This is a genomic window from Streptomyces rubradiris, assembly GCF_016860525.1.
Taxonomy (GTDB): domain Bacteria; phylum Actinomycetota; class Actinomycetes; order Streptomycetales; family Streptomycetaceae; genus Streptomyces; species Streptomyces rubradiris.
Genome location: NZ_BNEA01000007.1, coordinates 1 through 19,204 on the forward strand (window position 1 = coordinate 1; position 19,204 = coordinate 19,204).

19 protein-coding genes are annotated in these 19,204 nt (G+C 70.9%); 7 read left to right on the forward strand and 12 right to left on the reverse strand.

What is annotated here, in order from left to right:
* Positions 1–50: 50 nt before the first annotated feature.
* Positions 51–593, reverse strand: a complete 543-nt coding sequence (locus Srubr_RS09290) for an RICIN domain-containing protein (protein ID WP_189999937.1) — start codon at positions 591–593, stop codon at positions 51–53.
* A gap of 370 nt (positions 594–963) precedes the next feature.
* On the opposite strand from Srubr_RS09290, the gene Srubr_RS09295 reads away from it, so the two are divergent.
* From Srubr_RS09295 to Srubr_RS09310, 4 genes are all read left to right on the forward strand, one after another.
* A complete protein-coding gene (locus Srubr_RS09295; RefSeq protein ID WP_189999938.1) occupies positions 964–1,971 on the forward strand; it encodes a LysR family transcriptional regulator in 1,008 nt (335 codons plus the stop codon).
* A gap of 1,572 nt (positions 1,972–3,543) precedes the next feature.
* Entirely contained in the window at positions 3,544–3,843 is a 300-nt protein-coding gene (locus Srubr_RS40375) for an RHS repeat-associated core domain-containing protein (RefSeq protein ID WP_229927030.1), read from the forward strand.
* 640 nt (positions 3,844–4,483) lie between these two features.
* The gene (locus Srubr_RS09305; protein ID WP_229927031.1) at positions 4,484–4,873 is read left to right on the forward strand and encodes a hypothetical protein; all 390 of its coding nucleotides are present in this window, start codon (positions 4,484–4,486) and stop codon (positions 4,871–4,873) included.
* A gap of 75 nt (positions 4,874–4,948) precedes the next feature.
* The gene (locus Srubr_RS09310; protein ID WP_203854954.1) at positions 4,949–5,644 is read left to right on the forward strand and encodes a hypothetical protein; all 696 of its coding nucleotides are present in this window, start codon (positions 4,949–4,951) and stop codon (positions 5,642–5,644) included.
* A 117-nt stretch (positions 5,645–5,761) separates the two neighbouring features.
* On the opposite strand, the gene Srubr_RS09315 is transcribed toward Srubr_RS09310, so the two are convergent.
* Positions 5,762–6,571: an SPDY domain-containing protein gene (locus tag Srubr_RS09315; protein ID WP_189997791.1), complete on the reverse strand. Its 810-nt coding sequence runs from the start codon at positions 6,569–6,571 to the stop codon at positions 5,762–5,764.
* A 12-nt stretch (positions 6,572–6,583) separates the two neighbouring features.
* Positions 6,584–6,877: a hypothetical protein gene (locus Srubr_RS09320; RefSeq protein ID WP_189997661.1), complete on the reverse strand. Its 294-nt coding sequence runs from the start codon at positions 6,875–6,877 to the stop codon at positions 6,584–6,586.
* A gap of 447 nt (positions 6,878–7,324) precedes the next feature.
* Between Srubr_RS09320 and Srubr_RS09325 the strand changes: the two genes are divergently transcribed.
* Entirely contained in the window at positions 7,325–7,963 is a 639-nt protein-coding gene (locus tag Srubr_RS09325; protein ID WP_229926846.1) for an ATP-dependent DNA ligase, read from the forward strand.
* An 88-nt stretch (positions 7,964–8,051) separates the two neighbouring features.
* Here the strand turns inward: Srubr_RS09325 and Srubr_RS09330 are convergent, their stop codons facing one another.
* The 7 genes from Srubr_RS09330 to Srubr_RS09360 form a co-directional block, all read right to left on the reverse strand.
* A complete protein-coding gene (locus Srubr_RS09330; protein ID WP_229926847.1) occupies positions 8,052–8,279 on the reverse strand; it encodes a ferredoxin in 228 nt (75 codons plus the stop codon).
* Positions 8,276–9,466 (reverse strand): cytochrome P450, encoded by a 1,191-nt coding sequence (locus tag Srubr_RS09335; protein ID WP_189997663.1) that lies wholly within the window; start codon positions 9,464–9,466, stop codon positions 8,276–8,278. The genes Srubr_RS09330 and Srubr_RS09335 overlap by 4 nt, the downstream gene beginning before the upstream one ends.
* A 494-nt stretch (positions 9,467–9,960) precedes the next feature.
* Positions 9,961–10,191: a hypothetical protein gene (locus Srubr_RS09340; RefSeq protein ID WP_189997664.1), complete on the reverse strand. Its 231-nt coding sequence runs from the start codon at positions 10,189–10,191 to the stop codon at positions 9,961–9,963.
* A 116-nt stretch (positions 10,192–10,307) separates the two neighbouring features.
* On the reverse strand, positions 10,308–11,918 hold the full coding sequence (locus Srubr_RS09345; protein WP_189997665.1) for an FAD-binding oxidoreductase: 1,611 nt from the start codon (positions 11,916–11,918) through the stop codon (positions 10,308–10,310).
* Between the two features lie 32 nt (positions 11,919–11,950).
* Positions 11,951–12,655 carry a ScbR family autoregulator-binding transcription factor gene (locus Srubr_RS09350; protein ID WP_189997793.1) on the reverse strand — a complete coding sequence of 235 codons (705 nt, stop codon included), beginning with the start codon at positions 12,653–12,655 and terminating at the stop codon, positions 11,951–11,953.
* Between the two features lie 71 nt (positions 12,656–12,726).
* On the reverse strand, positions 12,727–13,572 hold the full coding sequence (locus Srubr_RS09355; protein WP_189997666.1) for an SDR family NAD(P)-dependent oxidoreductase: 846 nt from the start codon (positions 13,570–13,572) through the stop codon (positions 12,727–12,729).
* Between the two features lie 329 nt (positions 13,573–13,901).
* The gene (locus Srubr_RS09360; RefSeq protein ID WP_189997667.1) at positions 13,902–14,492 is read right to left on the reverse strand and encodes a TetR/AcrR family transcriptional regulator; all 591 of its coding nucleotides are present in this window, start codon (positions 14,490–14,492) and stop codon (positions 13,902–13,904) included.
* Positions 14,493–14,795: 303 nt separating this feature from the next.
* Here Srubr_RS09360 and Srubr_RS09365 point away from each other — a divergent pair, with 303 nt between their 5' ends.
* Positions 14,796–15,980, forward strand: a complete 1,185-nt coding sequence (locus Srubr_RS09365; RefSeq protein WP_189997668.1) for an MFS transporter — start codon at positions 14,796–14,798, stop codon at positions 15,978–15,980.
* Between the two features lie 107 nt (positions 15,981–16,087).
* Positions 16,088–16,462, forward strand: coding sequence for a nuclear transport factor 2 family protein (locus tag Srubr_RS09370; RefSeq protein ID WP_189997669.1), 375 nt, complete (start codon positions 16,088–16,090; stop codon positions 16,460–16,462).
* Positions 16,463–16,755: 293 nt separating this feature from the next.
* Here the strand turns inward: Srubr_RS09370 and Srubr_RS09375 are convergent, their stop codons facing one another.
* Both Srubr_RS09375 and Srubr_RS09380 read right to left on the reverse strand, forming a co-directional pair.
* Positions 16,756–17,082: an STAS domain-containing protein gene (locus Srubr_RS09375; RefSeq protein ID WP_189997670.1), complete on the reverse strand. Its 327-nt coding sequence runs from the start codon at positions 17,080–17,082 to the stop codon at positions 16,756–16,758.
* 41 nt (positions 17,083–17,123) lie between these two features.
* Positions 17,124–19,202: a glycogen debranching protein gene (locus Srubr_RS09380; RefSeq protein WP_189997671.1), complete on the reverse strand. Its 2,079-nt coding sequence runs from the start codon at positions 19,200–19,202 to the stop codon at positions 17,124–17,126.
* Between the last annotated feature and the right edge of the window lie 2 nt (positions 19,203–19,204).

Below are 19,204 nucleotides of genomic sequence, written 5' to 3' on the forward strand. Positions count from 1 at the left end.
GATCGAATGAGTCCGACCCAGCGTCGCAGTAGCTAGCTGCGGCGCCCCCTTCAGAGCAGGTTCCTCACCCACCAGTTCTGGTACTGCGTGCCGTTACACGGGAAGCCACGCAGTCCGTACGGGGAGCTGTAGTCCATGCATGCCCCGGTGTTCACGTTCTGGAAGGTCCTTTTCTGCATGTTTACGTCAGAAGCCATGAGCTGTGACGCGAAGAACTGGTAGGTCATGCCGTTACACGGGAAGGCTCGCAGCCCGTAGGCGGAGCTGTCGTCCACACAGCGCCCGGTCTCCAGGTTCTGCATTGCGTAGCCGAGGCCAGGGTTGCCGACTGACCACAACTGCCACCTCGTTCCGTTGCATGTGATGACGCGAAGGCCGTACGCCAAACTGTCATCGAGACACATGCCGCCGACCGAAGCAGGCGAGACAGTGGTAGTGACTGCTCCTCCAGCTTGGAGCAGCGGCTGAGCGGCCGTACTTATCGGTTGCCTGGCTGTGACGACTTCCGTTGCCGGGGCCGCGCTTGCCGGTACGGCGTTCAGCACGATCGCCACCAGGGCGGCTGCCGCGAGCAGCAGATGACGGAAGCGCACACTGACCGTCCTCGTGCGGAAGCGACGAGCAGGAGGGCTAGAGGCACTGGAGGCCTCGCGAAGTAACTGCATGCAAGATCCTTCTCTCTCGACAAGGCCGGGCGCCCGCCCGTCCTTTGCTTTCAGCCGGCCCGCAGCCGAACTGGCCACGGTCACCGCTTCTCCGCCCGTCAACCGCCGCTCTGGTGCCGTCACCAGGCCCGGCCGTACACGCGGATCCGACGCCCCCGTGCCCGCAGCGCGCATGCGGGTGTCCCTGGCTCCGGGCCAGGGCCTGCCTCCCCCCGGCGAGACCATCCTTCACCGGACCTATACGCGGTGAGAACAGTTCTCCTATCGCTGTTCGAGCCCGATCGATAGCCTTCCTTCCATGGAAGGCGCTCCGGATGAAATCCGGTCGGCGGCGGAGGCGGACGGCCTCGCACTCCCCGGCGGCGACCGTGACCCAAGCACCCACCAGCTGCGCCTGTTTCTCGCGCTGGCACAGGAACTGCACTTCGGACGGGCTGCGGCACGCCTGTTCATGGCCCAGCCGACCCTCAGCAAGCAGATCCGCCTGCTGGAAAGCAAGCTGGGAGTCATCTTGCTCGACCGGACAAGCAGGGCGGTGGCCCTCACACCAGCGGGCCGGGCGCTGATCCCTGAGGCCCAGGAAGCGGTGCGGGCCATGGCCCGGTTACGGCAGCGCGCCGCCGAGCACTCCCGCCAGGTGCGCGGCCACCTCGTCCTCGGGTTCATCGCCGGCGAGGCAGCCATGCCCTACACCCACGCCATCCTCGACGAACTGCACCGGCGCCAGCCCTGTATCCAAGTCGAACTGCGGGCGCTGTCCTTCGGTAACCAGTTTCAGGCGCTCGCGAACGGTGATGTGGACGCGGCGCTGCTCAGGCACCCGCTCCCGCGTTCGCTGCGTACCATTCGGCTGGCCACCGAGCCTCGGGTCGCCTGTATACCGGCGTCGGACCGGCTGGCCGCCCTCCAGGCCGAACGGCCGGTCACCCTCATGGATCTCGCAGACTATCTCGTGGTGGACATGCCCACGCAGGCGCCACGAGACTGGTGGGACAGCTGGGCCGTCAATCCCCGCCCGGACGGCTCATCCGTAGAGTTCGGCCCCGTTGCCGAAAACATCGAAGGGCTGCTCCACATCATCGCGCGCGCACACGCGTTCAGCTTCCTTCCGGCCGCCGCCCGTCTCCTGTACCCCCGCCCTGGTATCGCCTACCTCGACGTGGCCGACGCGCCGCCGTCAACGGCCGCACTCGCCTGGATGCCCACGAACCGGGACCGCCCGACCTTGGCCGCTCTGCTGGACATCACCCGCAGGGTAACGGGAGCGGCGGGGGGCCTGCAGGCCCACAGGCACTCTGGTCAGTGAACTTCCCGATGCCACCGCATGGGTCGGTCTGGCGAAGAACCCCGACGTCCGCGCCACCCTTATCGAGAACCAAGAGCGTGTGAACGGCGGCGAAACCTGATGGCCACCACCACGCAGGCCCGAACCGTCCTGAAGCGGTTCCCCGCCGGAGGCCCCGCGGCTCCTGGTCGGCCGAAGAGTACGCCGCCACCCAGCGCGCCCAGGGCATCAAGGCCCAGGTCGTGATGGACCTGCGGCGCAGGACCGGGCCCTTGCGGCCGCCGCCGCGCGTTGAGGGCTGCCCCGCCCCTCCCGGCCGGGGCGGCCCTCAACCCCTTCGTACGACTCACCAGCTGCGGGTGCGACGCCCCCCAGACCGTGTTTCACCTCCACGGCCACCTCGTCCCTCGCCGAGCCAGCGACAACCTCGCGCTGCCCTGGGACCTGCCCCGCCCGCGAACAGGAGCCCACCCGATGAAGCGTCCCTCCTTCTTCCGCCGCTGCGGTCACGTCCCCGGCGCCCCCACTCCTGAGGACACGGCCGCCCTACGACGACCTCGGGCGGCAGAAGACCGTCACCGACGGCCGCGGCGTCACCACCGCCTACACCTACGACAACCGCGACCGCGTCAAAACCCAGACCGCCGGCAACACCACCGCGACCTTCACCTACGATGCCGACGGCAACCTCACGTCCCGCACCACCCCGGCGGGCACGTCGACGTTCACCTACGACGAGCAGAACCGCGAACGCACCCGCACCCTGCCCGGTACCGGCACCACACAGATCACCTACGACCCCTCCGGCAATGTCGACACCGCCACCGACACCGCGGGGACCGTCACCTACGGCTACGACGACGCCAACGAACTCACCTCCGTCACCGAACCCGGCGGCGCCAAGACGACGTTCGAGTACGACAAGAACGGCAAGCGGACCAAGACGACCTTCCCCGGCAGCACCACCCAGACCGTCACCCCGGACGACTCCGACCGCCCCACCAAGGTCGAAGTGAAGTCCGGCTCGACCACACTGTCGTCGATCTCCTACGACTACTCGCTGTCAGGCAAGGACACGGACAAGATCCGCAAGCGCACCACCGACGGCGCCACCACCACCTACACCTACGACACCCTCGGCCGCCTCACCAAGGCCGTCGAAACCAAGTCCGGCTCCACCACGGCCGGCTGCGCCTACTGCTACGACAAGGCCGGCAACCGCACCGGCCGCTCCTCGGGCACCAGCCTCCCCGCCTGTGACAAGCCCCAGCACACCTCCACCTACAACGACGCCGGAGAACTCACCGCCTACGACAGGCGACCGGCTTCACCTACGACGGCGCCGGCAACGAAACCTCGGCCGCCAGCCCCACCGGCACCCGCACCGACGAGAACTGGACCCCGTACACCCAACTCGCCGCCTACACCCAGTCCGGCGCGACCACCAGCCACACCTACGCCGGCATCGACAACACCCAGCGCCTCACCCGCGACAGCACCACCTTCACCAACGCCGCCGTCGGCACCACCGGACAGACCGTCTCCGGCACCGCGACCGGTTTCGTCCGCGAGCCCTCGGGCACCCTGGTGGCCATGAGGAGCGGGGGCGGCAGCCAGTACTACCTCACCGACGCCCAGAACTCGGTCATCGGCCTGATCGACACCTCGGGCAAGCGCACCGCGACGTACGCCTACGGCCCCTACGGCGAGCCGCGCACCAACTCCGGCACCCAGCAGCCCTTCCGCTACACCAGCGCCTACCTCGACCCGACGGGGCTGTACAAGATGGGCGCCCGCTACTACGACCCCAACCTCGGCCGCTTCACCCAGCCCGACCCCAGCGGCCAGGAGGAGAACTCCTACCTCTATGCGGCGGGCGATCCGATCCCATGAATGGCACAGACCCCACGGGGCTGTCTGCCTGGGACGTACTTGGAACAGCAGGAGATGTGATTCAAGCAGGTACCCACCTCTTTCAGGGAGACACCCAGGGTCTCTGGGGGGACGTAGCTGGATTCGTAGCAGGCGCAGCCGTCGGGTCCTTGTGCGAGTCGGTCATGCTCGGTGGGGCACCAGTAACTGGTGGCGCCTCAGCTATCGGAGGACAAGCAGTGTGCTTCGCCGGCGCGTGGGGAGCGAGTCAGGCTGCTTCGAACCTCGTATCGGGTTGAGACAGCCGAGTACACGAAGAGCAGTGCCCTGACGCCGGATAGGAGCAACTGTGCCTCTCGGTTGGACCAGTGAACAGAAGGCCGGTATCAGACGGTGGTGGCAATTCGGCACGATCTTCTCAATGATCGGCGTGCTACTGGGCGTCATCCTCATCGTCAAGGGAAACGCTGGCGGTTGGGGACTGCTCGTGCTACTCCTCGCGGTATGGGGAGCTGCCACCTACTGGTTACATACGGCACGACGAAGCCAGCCATAGAGCAGCTGAGAAGCAGGGCCGGATCTGAGACCGGCCCTGCTTCTCGCTCATTACTGTGGCATCAACCTGGCTGAAAACGCGGCTCATACTCCAGCCTGTAGACCAATGTCCTGTCCCCCGGCGCCGGCGCCGCAGGCCGGTCCGGTTCCCCCGCAGTCACAGGTTGATGCGGGGGCGTCGGAGCCGGTGGCCGAGGTGGACGACTTCCTTCCCCCGGAGCTGCGGGTGCCCAGCCACGACCAGGTCGACGGGTGGATGATGCCGTGGCCGTGGCCCCTCGTCCTGGCCGGCGAGGTCGTCACCTGCGGCGAGTGCGGCGCCTACCGGGACTGGATCATCATGGCCACCCGCGCCCAGATCTGGCTGCGCTGCCGCGCCGGTCACCAGCAGCAGGAGAGGCGTCTGGACGTCGCCTGGTTCAACCGGCACTCCGGGCCGGCCGCCGACAACGCGCTCTTCACGTTCGAGGACTGCCTGCGCCATCTCGGCCACTGACCCCTTACCCCTACGACCATCGGGCCCGCGGGCCCGCACTGCCCAACCGTCTCCCAGCACAAAAGGGGTCACCTCGTGCGCGTGCGCGTCACCACCACCGCCGCCGGCATCACCGCCGCCGCCCTCCTCGTCCTGCCCGCCTGCTCCTCCGACGCCGAAACGGCTCCTTCCGCCACGTCCTCCTCCGCCCGCGCCACCAGCCCGGCCGTGCCGGAGCCGGGCAGCAGCCCGCTGTCGTCAGCCGCGCTCACGGAGCGACTGCTCGCCGCCGGCGACCTGGGCAGCGGCTACACCCGCAAGCTCGAACGTGCCGAGCACAACGACGACGTCACCGTGCTCGGCTGCCCCGCCCTTGACGAACTCGGCGGCGACGCGGCCACCGGAGGATCACTCGACTTCCCCCGCCAGGCGACGACCGCCTTCACCTACGCCGGCGGCGACGACTCGGAGATCTCCGAAGAGCTGTACAGCGACACCCCCGGCAAACTGTCCGACGGCATGGGGAGGATCTTCGACGCCATGACCGGATGCCCGAAGTACCAGATCCTCGTCGGCGGCTCCGCCATCGACATCGCCACCCGGAAGACGACTCCGCCCCACCTCGGTGACGAGCAGTGGAGCCAGCTGCTGACCTTCTCCGCCGGCGGACACGACAGCGTGATGAAGCAGACCGCGATCCGCGACGGCAACGTCCTCGTCATCGTCTCCGGCTCCCCCGCCCTCGTCGACCGCCACCTCGACAAGGCCCTCGCCAAGGCCATATCGCGTTAGCGTCCGCCGTCGAGGCGTCGCCGACTGCCCGTTGCGTGCGGGTATGCCAGAAGCCCGGCCATCCCATCGGGATGGCCGGGCTTCGCGGTTCCGGGCCGGCAGGCACGGCCGGGCGCGTCAGATGGCCGGCGCGCGCAGGAGCCGGTCCCGGGTGCTGTCCGGGAGCACCCGGCGCAGGACCGGTGCGGTGGAACTGACCGAGCGGGCGAAGGCCGCGACCAGGTCGTCGGGGACACTGGAGCTGAAGGATGCCGCCCACAGGCACCGCCCGCCGAGCACCGGCTCGGCCCACGCCTGCCACCCGTCCAGCTCGTCGCGGGTGAGGGCCTGGGGGTCGCCGTCCTGGATGAGGGGCGGCACCGTGCCGTAGCTGAGGTGGGTGGTGAAGGTCGCGTCCATCGCCCCCGCATGCGGCTGGTCGATGTCGAGAAGCCACCCGTGCCCGGTAACCGCCTCAAGGACCAGCTCCCTGCCGCCGGACGGCGCTGCGGGGTGCCGGCGTACGTCGAGCGCGACGAGGAAGTCGGCGACGGCCTCCCCGGGGACATCCGAGGTGAAGTACGCGGACCACTGGGCGAGCGGACTGCCCGTGTCCGCTCGGGCCGATACATGCCAGGCGATCGGCAGATCCCCCAGCAGGAACGGCTCGTCCGCCAAGACCCACTGGGCCCACCGGAGGGTGTCGGGGCTCAGGTGCAGGACGGTGCTGCGCACAACCTGCCGGTCCTCCGGTTCCTCGTCCGGCTCCTGCCGGCCGCGGACCATCGTCAGGCTCGTCCAGCCCAGAGTGGAGAGGGTGTCGGCGACGGTGTCGTAGAGGCGGCCGTCGTCGCCGGCCAGGTGGCGGGGGCCGACCCAGCAGGCCGCCGGGAACTGGTCGTGGGCGGCGGGGTCGAGCGGGACGTCGGGGTTCAGGGGCACCTCCAGGGATGAGGGGATTTACTGGCCGCCGCGGGCGGTGCGGCGGGCACGACGCGGTGGCGGCTGAACGGGAGACTGCCAGGCCAGTTTCACGGCGACCTCGGGCGGCAGGGCACCGAGCTGGCTGTGCTCATCACCTCCCTCGGCGAGATAGACGACCGTCTTCCCGGTCGCGTCCATGGCCTGGATGACCTGAGCGAGCCGGTGCTCCACCGGGAAGAAGGGGTTCAGCGCCTGCCGAACCGGAGCATCACGCTCACAGGCGGACAGCAGGTCGATGAGATCCTGGACGGTCATTTCCGCGGACGACACGGAAGCCTCCTCACGAGGGAAAGCGGCGGATACGACGCTCGGCCAGATGAACCGTCGGTCAAACAGGAAGGCGCCTGCACGGCGCGGAGACCAATGCCCGCCGGCGTCTCGGCCTCAAAGGCCATCCAGTCCCCGACCCAACTGCGGTGGCATGCCGCCCTCTGCGGCTGACGTCGGGCGCGGATCGCCTTCCTGACCTGGGCTTTTCCGGGGAGGTCGTCTACCTTGACATGCCCCGGACGCGTTGGCCAGTCTTTCGCGGATCTTTCCTGTCTGCCCCGGGCGAACTGCTGTACACCGCCGTTGTCGGCGGAGCGGAGTGCCACTGGTGGCGGACTCCGCCACCAGCGCGCTCGGTCCCTACGCCGTGATCGCTTCGGCGGACGAGAACGTGCCGATGTGGCTTTCGGCGCGCGGTGCGGGTGAGGGGCGCGTAGAGGTGGAGGTGTGTCCCTGACCCCTCCCATCGAGCCGATGCTCGCTGAGGCCCGGCGGCAGCTGCCGCCGGCCAATGCCCTGCCCGGAGGCATCGTCGCGGAACAGAAGCCCGACGGGTTCCGTGCCATCGTCTTCGCCCGGCGTGATCTGGTGATGGTGCAGTCTCGCCAGGGCGCGGACCTGACCTCGGCGTTTCCCTATATCGCCCGGGCGGCCAGGGCCCTCGGGGACAGCCTCGTCCTGGACGGTGAGTTGGTCGTCCCCCGTCAGGGGAGGTTGGACTTCGCCGCACTCCAGCGCCGCGCCCGTCGCCGAGGCCGCAGCGCGGGGCAGGCCGCCGTGGCGGACCCCGCCTACCTGATCGCCTTCGACGTACTGGAATCGGACGGCACCAACCTGATGCCGCTGCCCTACCGGGACCGGCGCGCTCGGCTCGAATCCCTTTTCGCCACCGGAGCGCTCGACTCGCCCTTCACGCTGTGTCCCGCCACGACCGACTGTGCAATGGCGCAGGACTGGCTCGACCCGGCCTGGGGAAGCGCAGGCATCGAAGGTGTGGTGCTCAAGGGCCTGGACCAGCCATACCTGCCACGCAAGAGGGCGTCCGAACACATAGCGGTTACGGCGTTGAGGTGGTCTTCGGCCTGATCAGCCGATGTGACGCATCGATGATGCATTGAATGCGTCCCATGGAAGGGCGAGTCGACCTGCCAGGTGCGTCGCACCTCGTGCTCGCTCACGGGCGTGGCCCGATCAGCCGTTGCCCGGCACGTACTGAGATCGCCGTCGCCGGGCAGGAGTCCGCGGCGTCCAGCGCACGTTCGTCCTCGGGGATGTCCGCGGCGAGCGGCTCCGCCCGGCCCTCGTCGTCCAGCCGGTACAGCTCGGGTGCGATACCGGCGCACATGCCCGATCCCATGCACAGGGCGCGGTCCACCCCGGTCGTCCAGGACACCGCCCTCACCACCCCACCGGCATCTCGCGCGGTCCACGGACCAGCATCTGGTCCTTCCATCGCACGTCGCCCGCGAGACGCAGACCGGGGAAGCGTTCGAGCAGGGCCCCCAGAGCCTCCTGAAGCTCCAGCCTGGCGAGCGGTGCGCCGAGACAGTGGTGCACCCCGTGCCCGAACCCGAGATGCTGGACGCCGCTCCGGGTGATGTCGAGCCGGCCGGGGTCCGCGAACTTCAACGCGTCGCGGTTGGCGGCGCCGATCGCGACCAGGACGGGCTCACCGGCACGGACGAGGGTACCGCCGACCTCCACGTCCTCGGTGGCGTACCTGGGGAAGCCCGCGCCGCTGCCCAGGGGCACGAAGCGCATGAGTTCCTCGACCGCGCCGTGCAGCAGCTCGGGGCTCTTGCGGAGTATCTCCATCTGCTCGGGGTGGTCGAGCAGTGTGTGCACGAAGTTGGGGATCTGTGTGGCCGTCGTCTCGTGGCCGGCGATGAGGATGCCGTCGCACAGATCGACCAGTTCCAGTTCGCTCAGCCGGTCACCGGTGTCACGCGCCTCGATCAGGCCCGTCATCAGGTCGGGCCGCGGGTTGCGCCGGTGGTCCGCCACCAGTTCGGTCATGTAGGCCCGCAGTTCCTGCCTGTTGCGTTCTGACTCCGCAGCCGTCAGGGAGCTGGTGGAGAGCGCCGCGTCGCTCCAGGCCCGAAACCTGGGGCGGTCCTCCTCCGGCACTCCCAGCATGCGGCAGATGACGGCGACCGGGATCGGCAGCGCGTAGTGTTCCACGAGGTCGGCGGGCTGCCCCATGGCCTCCATCTCGTCGAGCAGCCGGTGCGCCAGCTCCCGGACCGCCGGACGCAGTTTCTCCACTTGGTGCACGGTGAACGCCTTCGCCACCAGCGTGCGCAGCCGCGTGTGCTCGGGCGGGTCCATGCTGAGGATGCCGCTGTCCTGGCTGCCCTCCGAATGACGTGGGGCGTCGTGCCGTAGCGCCTCCGCCCTGCTGAAGCGGCGGTCACCCAGAACCAGGCGCGCGTCGGCATACCGGGTGGCCAGCCAGGCGGGCTCCCCGTACGCCAGACGCACGCGGATCAGGCCCGGTTCCTCCAGCGCCGCCTGGTACGCGTCCGCCAGGCTCAGCCCGTCGGGCTCGTTGAACGGATAGGGGACGGGCTGTTCGGCCGTGACCGTCATGGCGTGACCTCCCGGTCGCTCGGTGGATCGCCAATCGATGGTCACGGCCGCTCACCGGCGTCGGCAACAGCGCTTTGTCAGCCACCGGACGGCCCCCGTGGCAGCGCCACCGGACGAGGGAGGCGCGCCTGCACCTCAGCGTTACGCGCCCTTGCGGGCCACCACCGTCCAGCCCGCGCCGGCCACGTCGCCCTGGCCGAGAATCGGCCTCCCAGACGGCAGGGCTCGCGCGGCCAGTTACGGTCCTTCGCCGCCGTGCGCGTCCGCCCGGCCGGCACCGGCGCCGCAGCGGCCCTGGACGCCGAGCGCTGCCTCGCATCCCACAACACTGCACAGGCCGAGCCGGAGACCGCCGCAGTCCCTGCTTGAGCCCGCATTCAGTTCGGCCCTGTACGGAAAGGGCCCGAACGGTGGACTCGTCTGCGATTCTTTGGATTCTCGCCGCGCACCGGGCGAAGAGCGGGAAGGACTCGCCCCGTACCCGGCCTCTTCGTTCACCCGGACAATGCTTGCCCCATCACCGGATGGGGCGAGCACAACATCGGCCGACAGAGCCGCGCCGGAACTCCCTCGAAGGCCAGGTGGGCGTTCTGGCCCGCTGTGTCGTAGTGGTCCAGCAGCACGGTCCGTGGCGCGGTGAGTGAGCCGGTGACGGCTCCGATGACGGCCTCGGTCGTGACCCGCTCCTGTACTTCCGCCAGGAGCGCTCGGCCGGTACGGCTCATCGAGTCGCTTGAAGCACAGTCCCGCCAGCCCGGCTGTCCGTGCCCGCCCGGCGGATACCGGCCAGGGCACGGACACGCATGTCAGCGGCTGCTGCCCGTGGGTGTCATCGGGTGTGTCAGCAGGTGATGGACAGCGCGTGGCGGAAGACGTTCCCCGGGTCCCACTCGCCCTTGATCCGTTGGAGCCGCGGATAGTTGTCCTTGTAGTAGAGGGTCTGCCAGGGGATGCCGGAGGCGTTCCACTCCGGGTCCTTCAGGTCCGTGTCCGGGTAGTTGATGTACGAGCCGTCGCTGTCGCCGTCGATGACCGGGACGCCACCGGTCGCCGCGTACGTCTCCTTGTAGAGCCCCCGCATCCAGTCGACGTGCCGGGCGTCGTCGGCGGGGTCGGCCCAGTAGGTGATGAAGTTGGCCTTGAGGACCGAGTCCCGCTGCGGCATGGCGGTGTCGGCGGGGGCGGGCACGTTGGCGCGGCCGCCGTAGGTGTAGAGGAGCACGGAGGCGTGGCCGTCGTAACCGGGGTCGGACAGCCGCCGGTACAGGGCGGCGATCTGGTCCTCGGAGTAGCCCCGGCGCAGGTAGGCGCCCTTGGACTTGGAGCGGTCGTAGGCCCCGGTCTCGTACGGGTTCTTGAGGGTCTCCTTCAGCCACGGCCCCGTCGCCCGGGTCCTGGTGTGCGCCACGTCCACGCCGACGGTCACCGCGCCGATGTAGTCGTCCACCAAGTCGGCCGCGTTCGCCAGGGTGCCGTCGACCTGGACGTTGAGGCCCACCGTCCCGAGGGCCGCGTTGTGCAGCAGTAGGACGCTGTTCAGGCTGGCGTACGGCCCGCCGTCGCCGTCGTTGTCCGTGTGCCACTGGCCGTGGTTGCGCACGATGCGGGTGAACGCCTCCTCGGTGAGGTCGCTCCACTTCCAGCTGACGGACGCCTTCAGCAGCGCGCCGGGCGGCCTGGGCAGCAGGTCGCCCGGGTTCCCGGTGACGCCGGGGGTCCTGAACCAGTACTTGGTGACCACGCCGAAGTTGCCGCCGCCCCCGCCGGTGTGGGCCCACCACAGGTCGCGGTGCGGGTCGTCCGCGTCGCTGGTGGCGATCACCGCCCGCGCCTCCCCCGCGCCGTCGACGACCACCACCTCCACCCCGTACAAGTGGTCGACGACCGCTCCGTACTGGCGGCACAGCGCCCCGTAGCCACCGCCCTGCACATGGCCGCCGACGCCCACGGTCGGGCAGGTACCGCCGGGTATCGTCACGCCCCAGTCCAGGTACAGCGTCCGGTACACATGGCCGAGCTGGGCGCCCGCCTCGACGGCGAACGCCTGCCGCTCCTCGTCGAAGTACACGGCGTCCATCTCGGACACGTCGAGCAGCATTCGTACCTGCCCGTCGTCGACCAGCCCGTCCAGGCAGTGGCCGCCGCTGCGGACGGCGATCCGCGCGCCGTCCCGCACCGCCTCCGCGACGGCGGCCGTGACCTGCTCGGTCGTGTGGACGATCCGCACGGAGTCCGGCTTCCCGACGAAGCGGCCGTTGTACCCGCGGGCCGTCAGGTCGCCGTACCGGAAGTCGTCCGGGGTGACGGTGACCGCGGGCGGGGCGCCCGCCGCCCGGCCCGTCTCCCCGGCGGTGTCCGGCGCGCCCGCGTACGCGGGTCCCACGGTGGTGAGCGCGGCGACCGTGCCGCCGGCTCCGGCGCCGAGGAACCCGCGGCGCGTCAGTGCTGACATCTGCATCTCCCCGTTCTCAGCGATCTTGTTTCTCAGGGCTCGTGCTTCCGGGCGGTCGTCCTTCCCAGGGGTCGTGCCGGGTGTGCCCGGTCGTCTTCCGGCCGGCCGGGCGGGCACGCCGCCGGCACCTCGCGGGGCGGCCGGAACGAGATGGTGCTGCCCTCCGCCAGCACCATCCGCAGCAGGGCGTCCCACAACCTGCGCAGCCGCCGGTCCAGGTCGGCCCCCTCCACCGCGAGGGAGAGCAGCCGCATCCCGGTGAGCGCCTCCACGAAGACGTGGGCGATGTCCACGGGCAGCAGGTCCGCCCGTATCTCCCGCTGCCGCTGGGCCAGCGCGAGGAACTCCGTGACCAGGGAGAGCCACCGCAGTTCCGCGCCGTGCGTGCCCTCGCCGTCGGGCTCGCCCTCCACCCGGAGGCGGAACCCGGCCCGGGCGACGGGGTCGTGCGCCATGCGGCACGCGGCCTCGTAGGAGAACTCGACGAGGCCCCGCAGCCCGCTGCGCTCCCGCACCCGGACGGCCATCGCCAGGGCCGGCCAGATGTCGTCCTCCAGTTCCAGGACGGCGGCGGCCAGCTGCTCCTTGGAGTCGAAGTGGAAGTAGAGCGCCCCGCCGGTCACGCCGGCTTCCCGGCTGATGTCGGCGACGCTCGTCCTGTGGTACCCGTGTGTGCCGAAGCCTTCCGCGGCCGCGAGGAGGATTCGGCTCCGTGTGCTCTCGCCTCTCGACAGCAGAACGCACTCCTTCCGTTACGCCGTCCGGCCGGCCCGCGGTCGGCACGGAACGCCGTCCGGCCGGCGGACGGTCAGCGCGGAGAGGCGTCCGCGTTCACGGCCGGCATCGGGGTGCCCGTCAGCTCCTCGCTGAGCCGGCGCAGGCGGGCGCGCGCGCCCTCGTCGTGCGCCTGCGCGTGGGCGCGCGCCACCTGCGAACGGTTCACGTAGAGGCCGCTGTTCCTGGCGTACTCGGGGTCCGTGACCAGGCGCGCGGTGTTCCGCACGCCCTCCGCGACCGTGCTCTGCGGGGTGAAGAGATGCGTGACGATCTTGGTCGGCATGTACGAGGCGGGGTGCAGGGAGTTGACCGTCACCCCGGTGCCGTCGAGCACGTCCGCCAGGTCCATGGTGAGCATGATCTGGGCGAGCTTGGCCTGGCAGTAGGCCTGGCCCCCGCTCCAGCCGCTGCGCAGCATGACGTCGTCGAAGTCGATGGGGGCCTGGCCCGCCGAGGTCACGTTGACGATCCTGGCAGGCGCGGAGTCGACCAGCAGCGGGGCCAGCCGGCAGCTCAGGATGTACGTGGAGAGGTAGTCGACCTGGAAGGTCAGCTCCAGCCCGTCCCGGCTCTCCCGGCGGTCGAGTTCGACCCCCATGCCCGCGTTGTTGACCAGGACGTCGATCCGGGGCCGGGACAGCAGCCGGTCGGCGAGCGACTGGATCTCGGCGAGCGAGGAGAAGTCGGCCCGCTCGTAGCTCAGCCGCTCGTTGCCCGTGGCGGCCCGCAGCTCCGCGAGAAGCTCCTGGCCCTTTTCCTCGCTGCGCCCGTGCAGGACGAGTTCGGGTCCCAGCGGGGCCAGTTCATGAGCGAGCGCGCGGCCGAGGCCGTCGGTCGCGCCGGTGATGACGATGGTCTGGTCCGCGATGGACGTCATGTCGTACCTCCGGTAACGGGCAGGACCCTGCCCGGTGGATGACGCGCCCCCACGACGGCCCGTACGGCCGCCAGGAGGTCGCGTGGTTCACGTGCTGCGAGTGGTACGTGTGGTGTGCGCCTCGGGCGCGTGATGCGAGTCGGGCTCGCGGTGCAAGTCGTACGTGTGGTGCCCGGCCGTGCGGGTGCGAGGTGGTGGGCGCCCGGAACGCGATCCCCGGAAGGGGCGTCCCGGGCGGTGCCCCGGGCGGTGGGCGTCCCGGACGGGGTGGCCCGGACGGGGATGTCCGGAGCCGGGGCCCGGAGGGGCGTCCGGAGCGGGGCGCGGGGTCAGGGGGCGAGGGCCGCTCCCCCGCCGTCGAGCCGCGCGGCCACCGCGACGGTGTCGGCGATGGCCGCCGCGTACCCCCGGTCCAGCGATACACGGTCGAAGAGCAGCCGGTACCACATCGGACCGAACACCAGATCGATGAGGAACTCCTCGTCGGGGTGGCTGACCTCACCGCGATCCCGGGCACGCCGGATGATCTTCGCCACCTCCTCGCGGCGCGGGCCGGTCAGCCGCTTCCAGAGCAGTTCGGTGAAGTCCTCGTCCTGGAGCGCCTCACTGATCAGCGCCCGGTTCAGCACTCCGCTGACCCCCTGCTGGGCGGCGAAGGTCGCCGTCAGCAGCACACAGATGTCGTCCCGCAGCGAGCCGGTGTCGGGGGTCGGCAGCCGCGCGGCGGCGAACCACGCCAGTGCGTCGAGGATCGCCTCGCCCTTGCCGCCGTAGCGCCGGTAGACGGTCTGTTTGGACACCCCGCTGCGCGCGGCGATGCCCTCCATGGTGACGCCGGGCGCGCCTGCCTCGGCGGCGAGTTCGAGGGTGGCACGACGAATGGCGTCGTCTACGGCCGGATCACGAGGACGTCCTGTCATGGAACCCACCTTAAGACCTCTAGATACGGTGCGGTGCGTATCGTAATCACGAACAGGCGGCTCCTGCCAAGCCCGAAGCCTCCTCAAGTGCGCCCCGAGCCCCGCCCGGTCGTCCGGCCACCCTCATCGACGCCCGCGAATATGCTGTTCAGGCCCCATTAACGCGGGATTTCACGCCCTCGACGACCGGGTGGCGCATCCGATGTGCGGACATCGGCGGCGCCTTCCAATCCGCCATTGACATACGGACACGGCGCGTGCTGGTATTGCAATACGCAACGCTCCGTATTGGAAGGAGGACGGATGTCTTCCCGTGGCTCCACCCCGGCGTTACTCGCGCTGGCGCTCGGCTACTTCACCCTGGGGACCACCTCGCTCGCCGTGGTGGGCCTCAGCGCGCCCATGGGCGACGGTCTCGACGTCGCGCCGGCCCGTATCGGACTCCAGGTCACCGTGTTCGCGCTGACCTTCGCCATCGCCGCTCCCCTCGCCCCGATGGCACTCGGCCGGATGGGCCGGAAGCAGGTCCTGCTGCTGGGCATGGCCCTGCTGACCGCCGGCTCGGTGGCGGCGGCACTCGCCCCCAACTACGCCTTCCTCACCGGCGCCCGCGTCGTCGCCGCCCTGGGTGCGGCGATATTCGGCCCCGCCTCTTCCGCGGCCGGATCGCTGATCGTCCCCGAGGAGCGGCGTCAGCAGGCCCTCGCCGTGGTGTTCGGCGGCATGACCGCGGCATCCGTCCTCGGCGTTCCGCTGGCGTCCTTCCTCGGGGACGTGCTCGGCTGGCGGCAGGCCCTCATCGGCGTGGCCGTCCTGTCCGGGGTCGCCCTCGTGGGTGTGGCCGTCCTGATGCCCGGGCTCGACCCCGGACCGCGCCCGACACCCGCCGCGTACCGCGGTGTGCTGGCGACGCCCGGCGCGCTGCCCACCGTGGGCACCACCCTGCTCTTCATGGCGGCGCAGTTCACGGTCTACGGCATCGCCGGCGCCTATGTGGCCGACCGGTTCGACGCCTCGTCCGGCTATGTGACGGCGACGCTGCTCGCGTTCGGCATCGTCGGTGTCCTGGGCAACGGCTTCGCCAGCAGGGCGACCCGCGCCATCGGCACCACCCGCACCGTCTCCCTGACCGTCGCGGGCGTGGCCGTCGCCTTCGCCGCGCTCCTCGTCGCCCCCGACGCGGCCATCGGCGGCCTGCTGCTCTTCGCGCTCTGGGCCTTCTTCAGCCAGCTCTACCAGGCGCCCCAGCAGGCGCGGCTGGTGGCGCTCCTGCCCGAGCAGCGCGGTCTGCTGCTCGCCCTCAACGCCTCGGCCCTCTACCTGGGCATGAGCCTCGGCAGCTTCATCGGCAGCACCGGCCTGCCCGCCTGGGGCTCCGGCATCCTGCCGGCCACCGGGCTCGGCCTGCTCCTGTTCGCCGGCGCCACCCACTACCTGTCGGTCCGCAAGGCCGAGACGGCGCCCCGGCCGGTGCCCGTCTCCTCCTGACCCGCCGGTCCGGCCTCACCACCAGTTCTCCGGTGACCGCCCGGACGCCAGCCGTCCGTCCGGCCACCGGCACCACCCGCATACCTCGACGAAGGAATGAGTCCACCATGACGACGAACCACGTGAAGCTCGCGCACGACTACCTGGAGCAGGTCTGGAACCAGGGCCGCACCGACCAGGCCGCCGACTACCTGGCCGAGGACCTGATCCAGCACAACCCGAACCTGCCCGACGGCCGCAAGCCGCTCGTGGAGTTCATCGAGGGCCTGCGCCAGCAGGTGCCGGACGGCCGCTTCGAGATCCGTCGCAGCGCCGCCGAGGGCGACCTGGTCTTCGTGCACAGCCTGTTCACCACGGGCCCCGAGGACCGCGGCACCGCGGTCGTCGACATCTTCCGGATCGCCGACGGCGCGATCGTGGAGCACTGGGACCTGCGCGAGAGCGTCCCCGAGAACACGGTCAGCGGTCACGAGATCGTCTGACCCACCACACGCGCCGTCCCCGCCACCGGCGGGGACGGCGTACCACGGGCCGCGTCACATCCCCCGTCCGCGGCCCGGCCGTCCGCCCCGCCGGTCCACCACGACCGGCGGGGCGCACCGGTGTCCCGAGGCGGAGGCGGCGGGCCCGTACGGCACGGCACACGCGTGCGGGGCGCGGCACACCAGTACCGGCACGGCACACGCGAACGCACGGCGCGGCAGGCGCGTACGGCACGCGAACGGCGGCCGGTCCCTTTCGGGGCCGGCCGCCGCTGTCATACCGCGTGTGGTGCTTACGCCACGGGCACCCGGGCCGCGACCACCGTGACCGAACGGTCGAGGCCGCTGAAGCGCAGGGCCTCCAGAACGGCGTCACCGGCGCCGTCCACGACGATCTCCGCGCCCGCGGGGAGCTGTTGCTGGGCGAAGGCCAGGCAGCGGGCGCCGCCGGCGTCCATCGACGTCAGCTCCGCCGCGTCCAGCACCAGCCGGCGCACCGGCTGCCGCGCGGCCTGGTCGATCAGCGAGCGCAGCCGGGGCACATCGTGTTCCGAGAGGTCGCCGGCGAGGTGAATGCTCGCGGTGGTTCCGGCGAAGCCCAGGTAGGCGTCGAAAGCCATGGTCATGTCCTTTCGTCGGGCGAGTGGCAGGACGGCCCCGTTCAGGAGCCGTCCGGGTGTGCGGTCAGGGCGACCGCCGTGTGGGGGGCCAGCCGGAGGGTGGCCGGTCCGTGGACGCGCCCGGGCGGCACCGGGGCCTCCGGCTCCGTGGCCGCGCCGGTGTCCAGGGACAGGCGCCAGTGCGTGCCGGACGGGGGCGCCGGCGGTTCGACGGCGCGGTCGGCGCGGCCGGTGTTGACCGCGATGAACACGGTGTCCCGGACGCCCTCGGGAGGCTCCTGGTGCAGCAGGACGGCCAGCAGGGTCGAACCGTCACTCCAGTCCGGCTCCCCCGGCCGTTCCCCGTGCCAGCTCACCGGCGGCAGCTTCCAGCCCTCGGGCGTGACGCCGTCGGGGTGCCGGACGCGCCGGAGGACCGGGTGCGCGCGCCGGAAGGCGACGCACCGCCGGGTGAAGCGGAGGAGGTCCGCGTGGGTACGGGTGCCCGTCCAGTCCAGCCAGCTGATCGGGTTGTCCTGGCTGTAGGCGTTGTTGTTGCCCTGCTGGGTGCGGCCGAACTCGTCACCGGCGAGCAGCATCGGCACCCCCTGGCTGAGGAACAGCAGCGCCAGCGCGGTGCGCCGCTGCCGGTCCCGGGTCAGGAGGACGGCCGGGTCACCGGTGGGGCCCTCGTGGCCGCAGTTCCAGCTGTCCTCGTCGGGGATGCCGTCCGCGCCGCCCTCGCCGTTGGCGTGGTTGTGCCGCTCGTCGTAGGAGGTGAGGTCCGCGAGCGTCATCCCGTCGTGGCAGGTGATGTAGTTGACGGAGGCGGTAGCGGTCCGTCCGCCGTAGAGGTCGGGCGAGCCGAGCAGGCGCGGTGCGAAGGCGGCGGCGCTGCCCGGGCGGCCGAGGAGGAAGCGGCGGATGTCGTCCCGGTAGCGGGCGTTCCACTCGCTCCACCGCCCGTAGGAGGGGAAGCCGCCGGTCAGGTCGAGCCCGGTGGCGTCGGTGGCCTCGGCGACGAGGAGCCGGTCGGCCAGCACGGGGTCGTGCGCGATGTCCTCCAGCAGCGGCGGGTTGTCGAGGAGTTCGCCGTCCTGCCCGCGCGCCAGGATGCACGCCATGTCGAACCGGAAGCCGTCGACGCGGTACTCGGTCGCCCAGTGGCGCAGGGAGTCCAGGATCAGGGCCCGGGTCCTGGGGTGGTTGGCGTTGACGGTGTTGCCGGTGGCGGTGAGGTTGCGGTAGCCGCCGTCCGGGGTCATCAGGTACGACGCCGGCCCGTCGAGACCCCGCAGGGACTGGGTCGGTCCGCGGTGGTCGCCTTCGGCGGTGTGGTTGAAGACCACGTCGAGGACGACCGCGATCCCCGCCTCGTGCAGCGCCCTGACCAGTTCCTTGAGTTCCCTCGCCGCCGCGTCCGGGGTGGGCGTCGCCGCGTAGGCGGCCTTGGGCGCGAAGAAGCCGACGGGGTTGTAGCCCCAGTAGTTGAGCAGCGGGGCGCCGGTCTCCGGAGAGGTGTACGTGTTGTCCGTCTCGTCGAACTCGAAGACGGGCAGCAGCTCGACGCAGTTGACGCCGAGGCCGAGCAGGTACGGGATCTTCTCGCGCAGGCCGGCGTAGGTGCCCGGGCGCGCCACCTGGGAGCTGGGGTCGCGGGTGAAGCCGCGGACGTGCAGCTCGTAGACGACGAGGTCCTCCGGGGCGGTGCGCGGCCGCCGCGTACCGCCCCAGTCGAAGGTGTCCTCGCCGATCTGTGAGCGGTAGCGGGGCCGCTCGCCCCAGGCGCCCCCGCCCGCGAGCCCGCGCGCGCGGGGGTCGAGGAGCACCGGGGCGGCGGCGGTGCCCGCCCCGGTGCCGACGCGGTAGCCGTAGTGGAGCTGTTCGACGCCGGGCCCGGAGACGGTGACGGCGAAGACGTCGCCCGTCCTGCCGTCCTCGGGGAACGGCAGTTCGGCGACGACATCCCCGCTCTCCGGCGCCATCAGCACCAGCCACAGCGCCCGGGCGCCGGGTGCGCACACGGCGAAGTTGACGCCCGTGGGGACCACGGTGGCCCCCAGGGGCGCCGGCCGGCCCGGGCGGGTGCCGAGGCCGGGCTCCGGTAGCCGGCCGTCGTGCGGTGCGGACGTGCGGGCCATGG

Excerpts from the sequence above, each read along its gene's own strand:
- Srubr_RS09370 (WP_189997669.1), top strand. The coding sequence starts at position 16,088 with ATGACGACGAACCACGTGAAGCTCGCGCACGACTACCTGGAGCAGGTC.
- Srubr_RS09375 (WP_189997670.1), bottom strand. The coding sequence starts at position 17,082 with ATGGCTTTCGACGCCTACCTGGGCTTCGCCGGAACCACCGCGAGCATT.
- Srubr_RS09340 (WP_189997664.1), bottom strand. The coding sequence starts at position 10,191 with ATGAGCCGTACCGGCCGAGCGCTCCTGGCGGAAGTACAGGAGCGGGTC.
- Srubr_RS09365 (WP_189997668.1), top strand. The coding sequence starts at position 14,796 with ATGTCTTCCCGTGGCTCCACCCCGGCGTTACTCGCGCTGGCGCTCGGC.
- Srubr_RS09380 (WP_189997671.1), bottom strand. The coding sequence starts at position 19,202 with ATGGCCCGCACGTCCGCACCGCACGACGGCCGGCTACCGGAGCCCGGC.
- Srubr_RS09335 (WP_189997663.1), bottom strand. The coding sequence starts at position 9,466 with ATGACGGTCACGGCCGAACAGCCCGTCCCCTATCCGTTCAACGAGCCC.
- Srubr_RS09295 (WP_189999938.1), top strand. The coding sequence starts at position 964 with ATGGAAGGCGCTCCGGATGAAATCCGGTCGGCGGCGGAGGCGGACGGC.
- Srubr_RS09345 (WP_189997665.1), bottom strand. The coding sequence starts at position 11,918 with ATGTCAGCACTGACGCGCCGCGGGTTCCTCGGCGCCGGAGCCGGCGGC.
- Srubr_RS09305 (WP_229927031.1), top strand. The coding sequence starts at position 4,484 with ATGTCCTGTCCCCCGGCGCCGGCGCCGCAGGCCGGTCCGGTTCCCCCG.
- Srubr_RS09355 (WP_189997666.1), bottom strand. The coding sequence starts at position 13,572 with ATGACGTCCATCGCGGACCAGACCATCGTCATCACCGGCGCGACCGAC.
- Srubr_RS40375 (WP_229927030.1), top strand. The coding sequence starts at position 3,544 with ATGAGGAGCGGGGGCGGCAGCCAGTACTACCTCACCGACGCCCAGAAC.
- Srubr_RS09360 (WP_189997667.1), bottom strand. The coding sequence starts at position 14,492 with ATGACAGGACGTCCTCGTGATCCGGCCGTAGACGACGCCATTCGTCGT.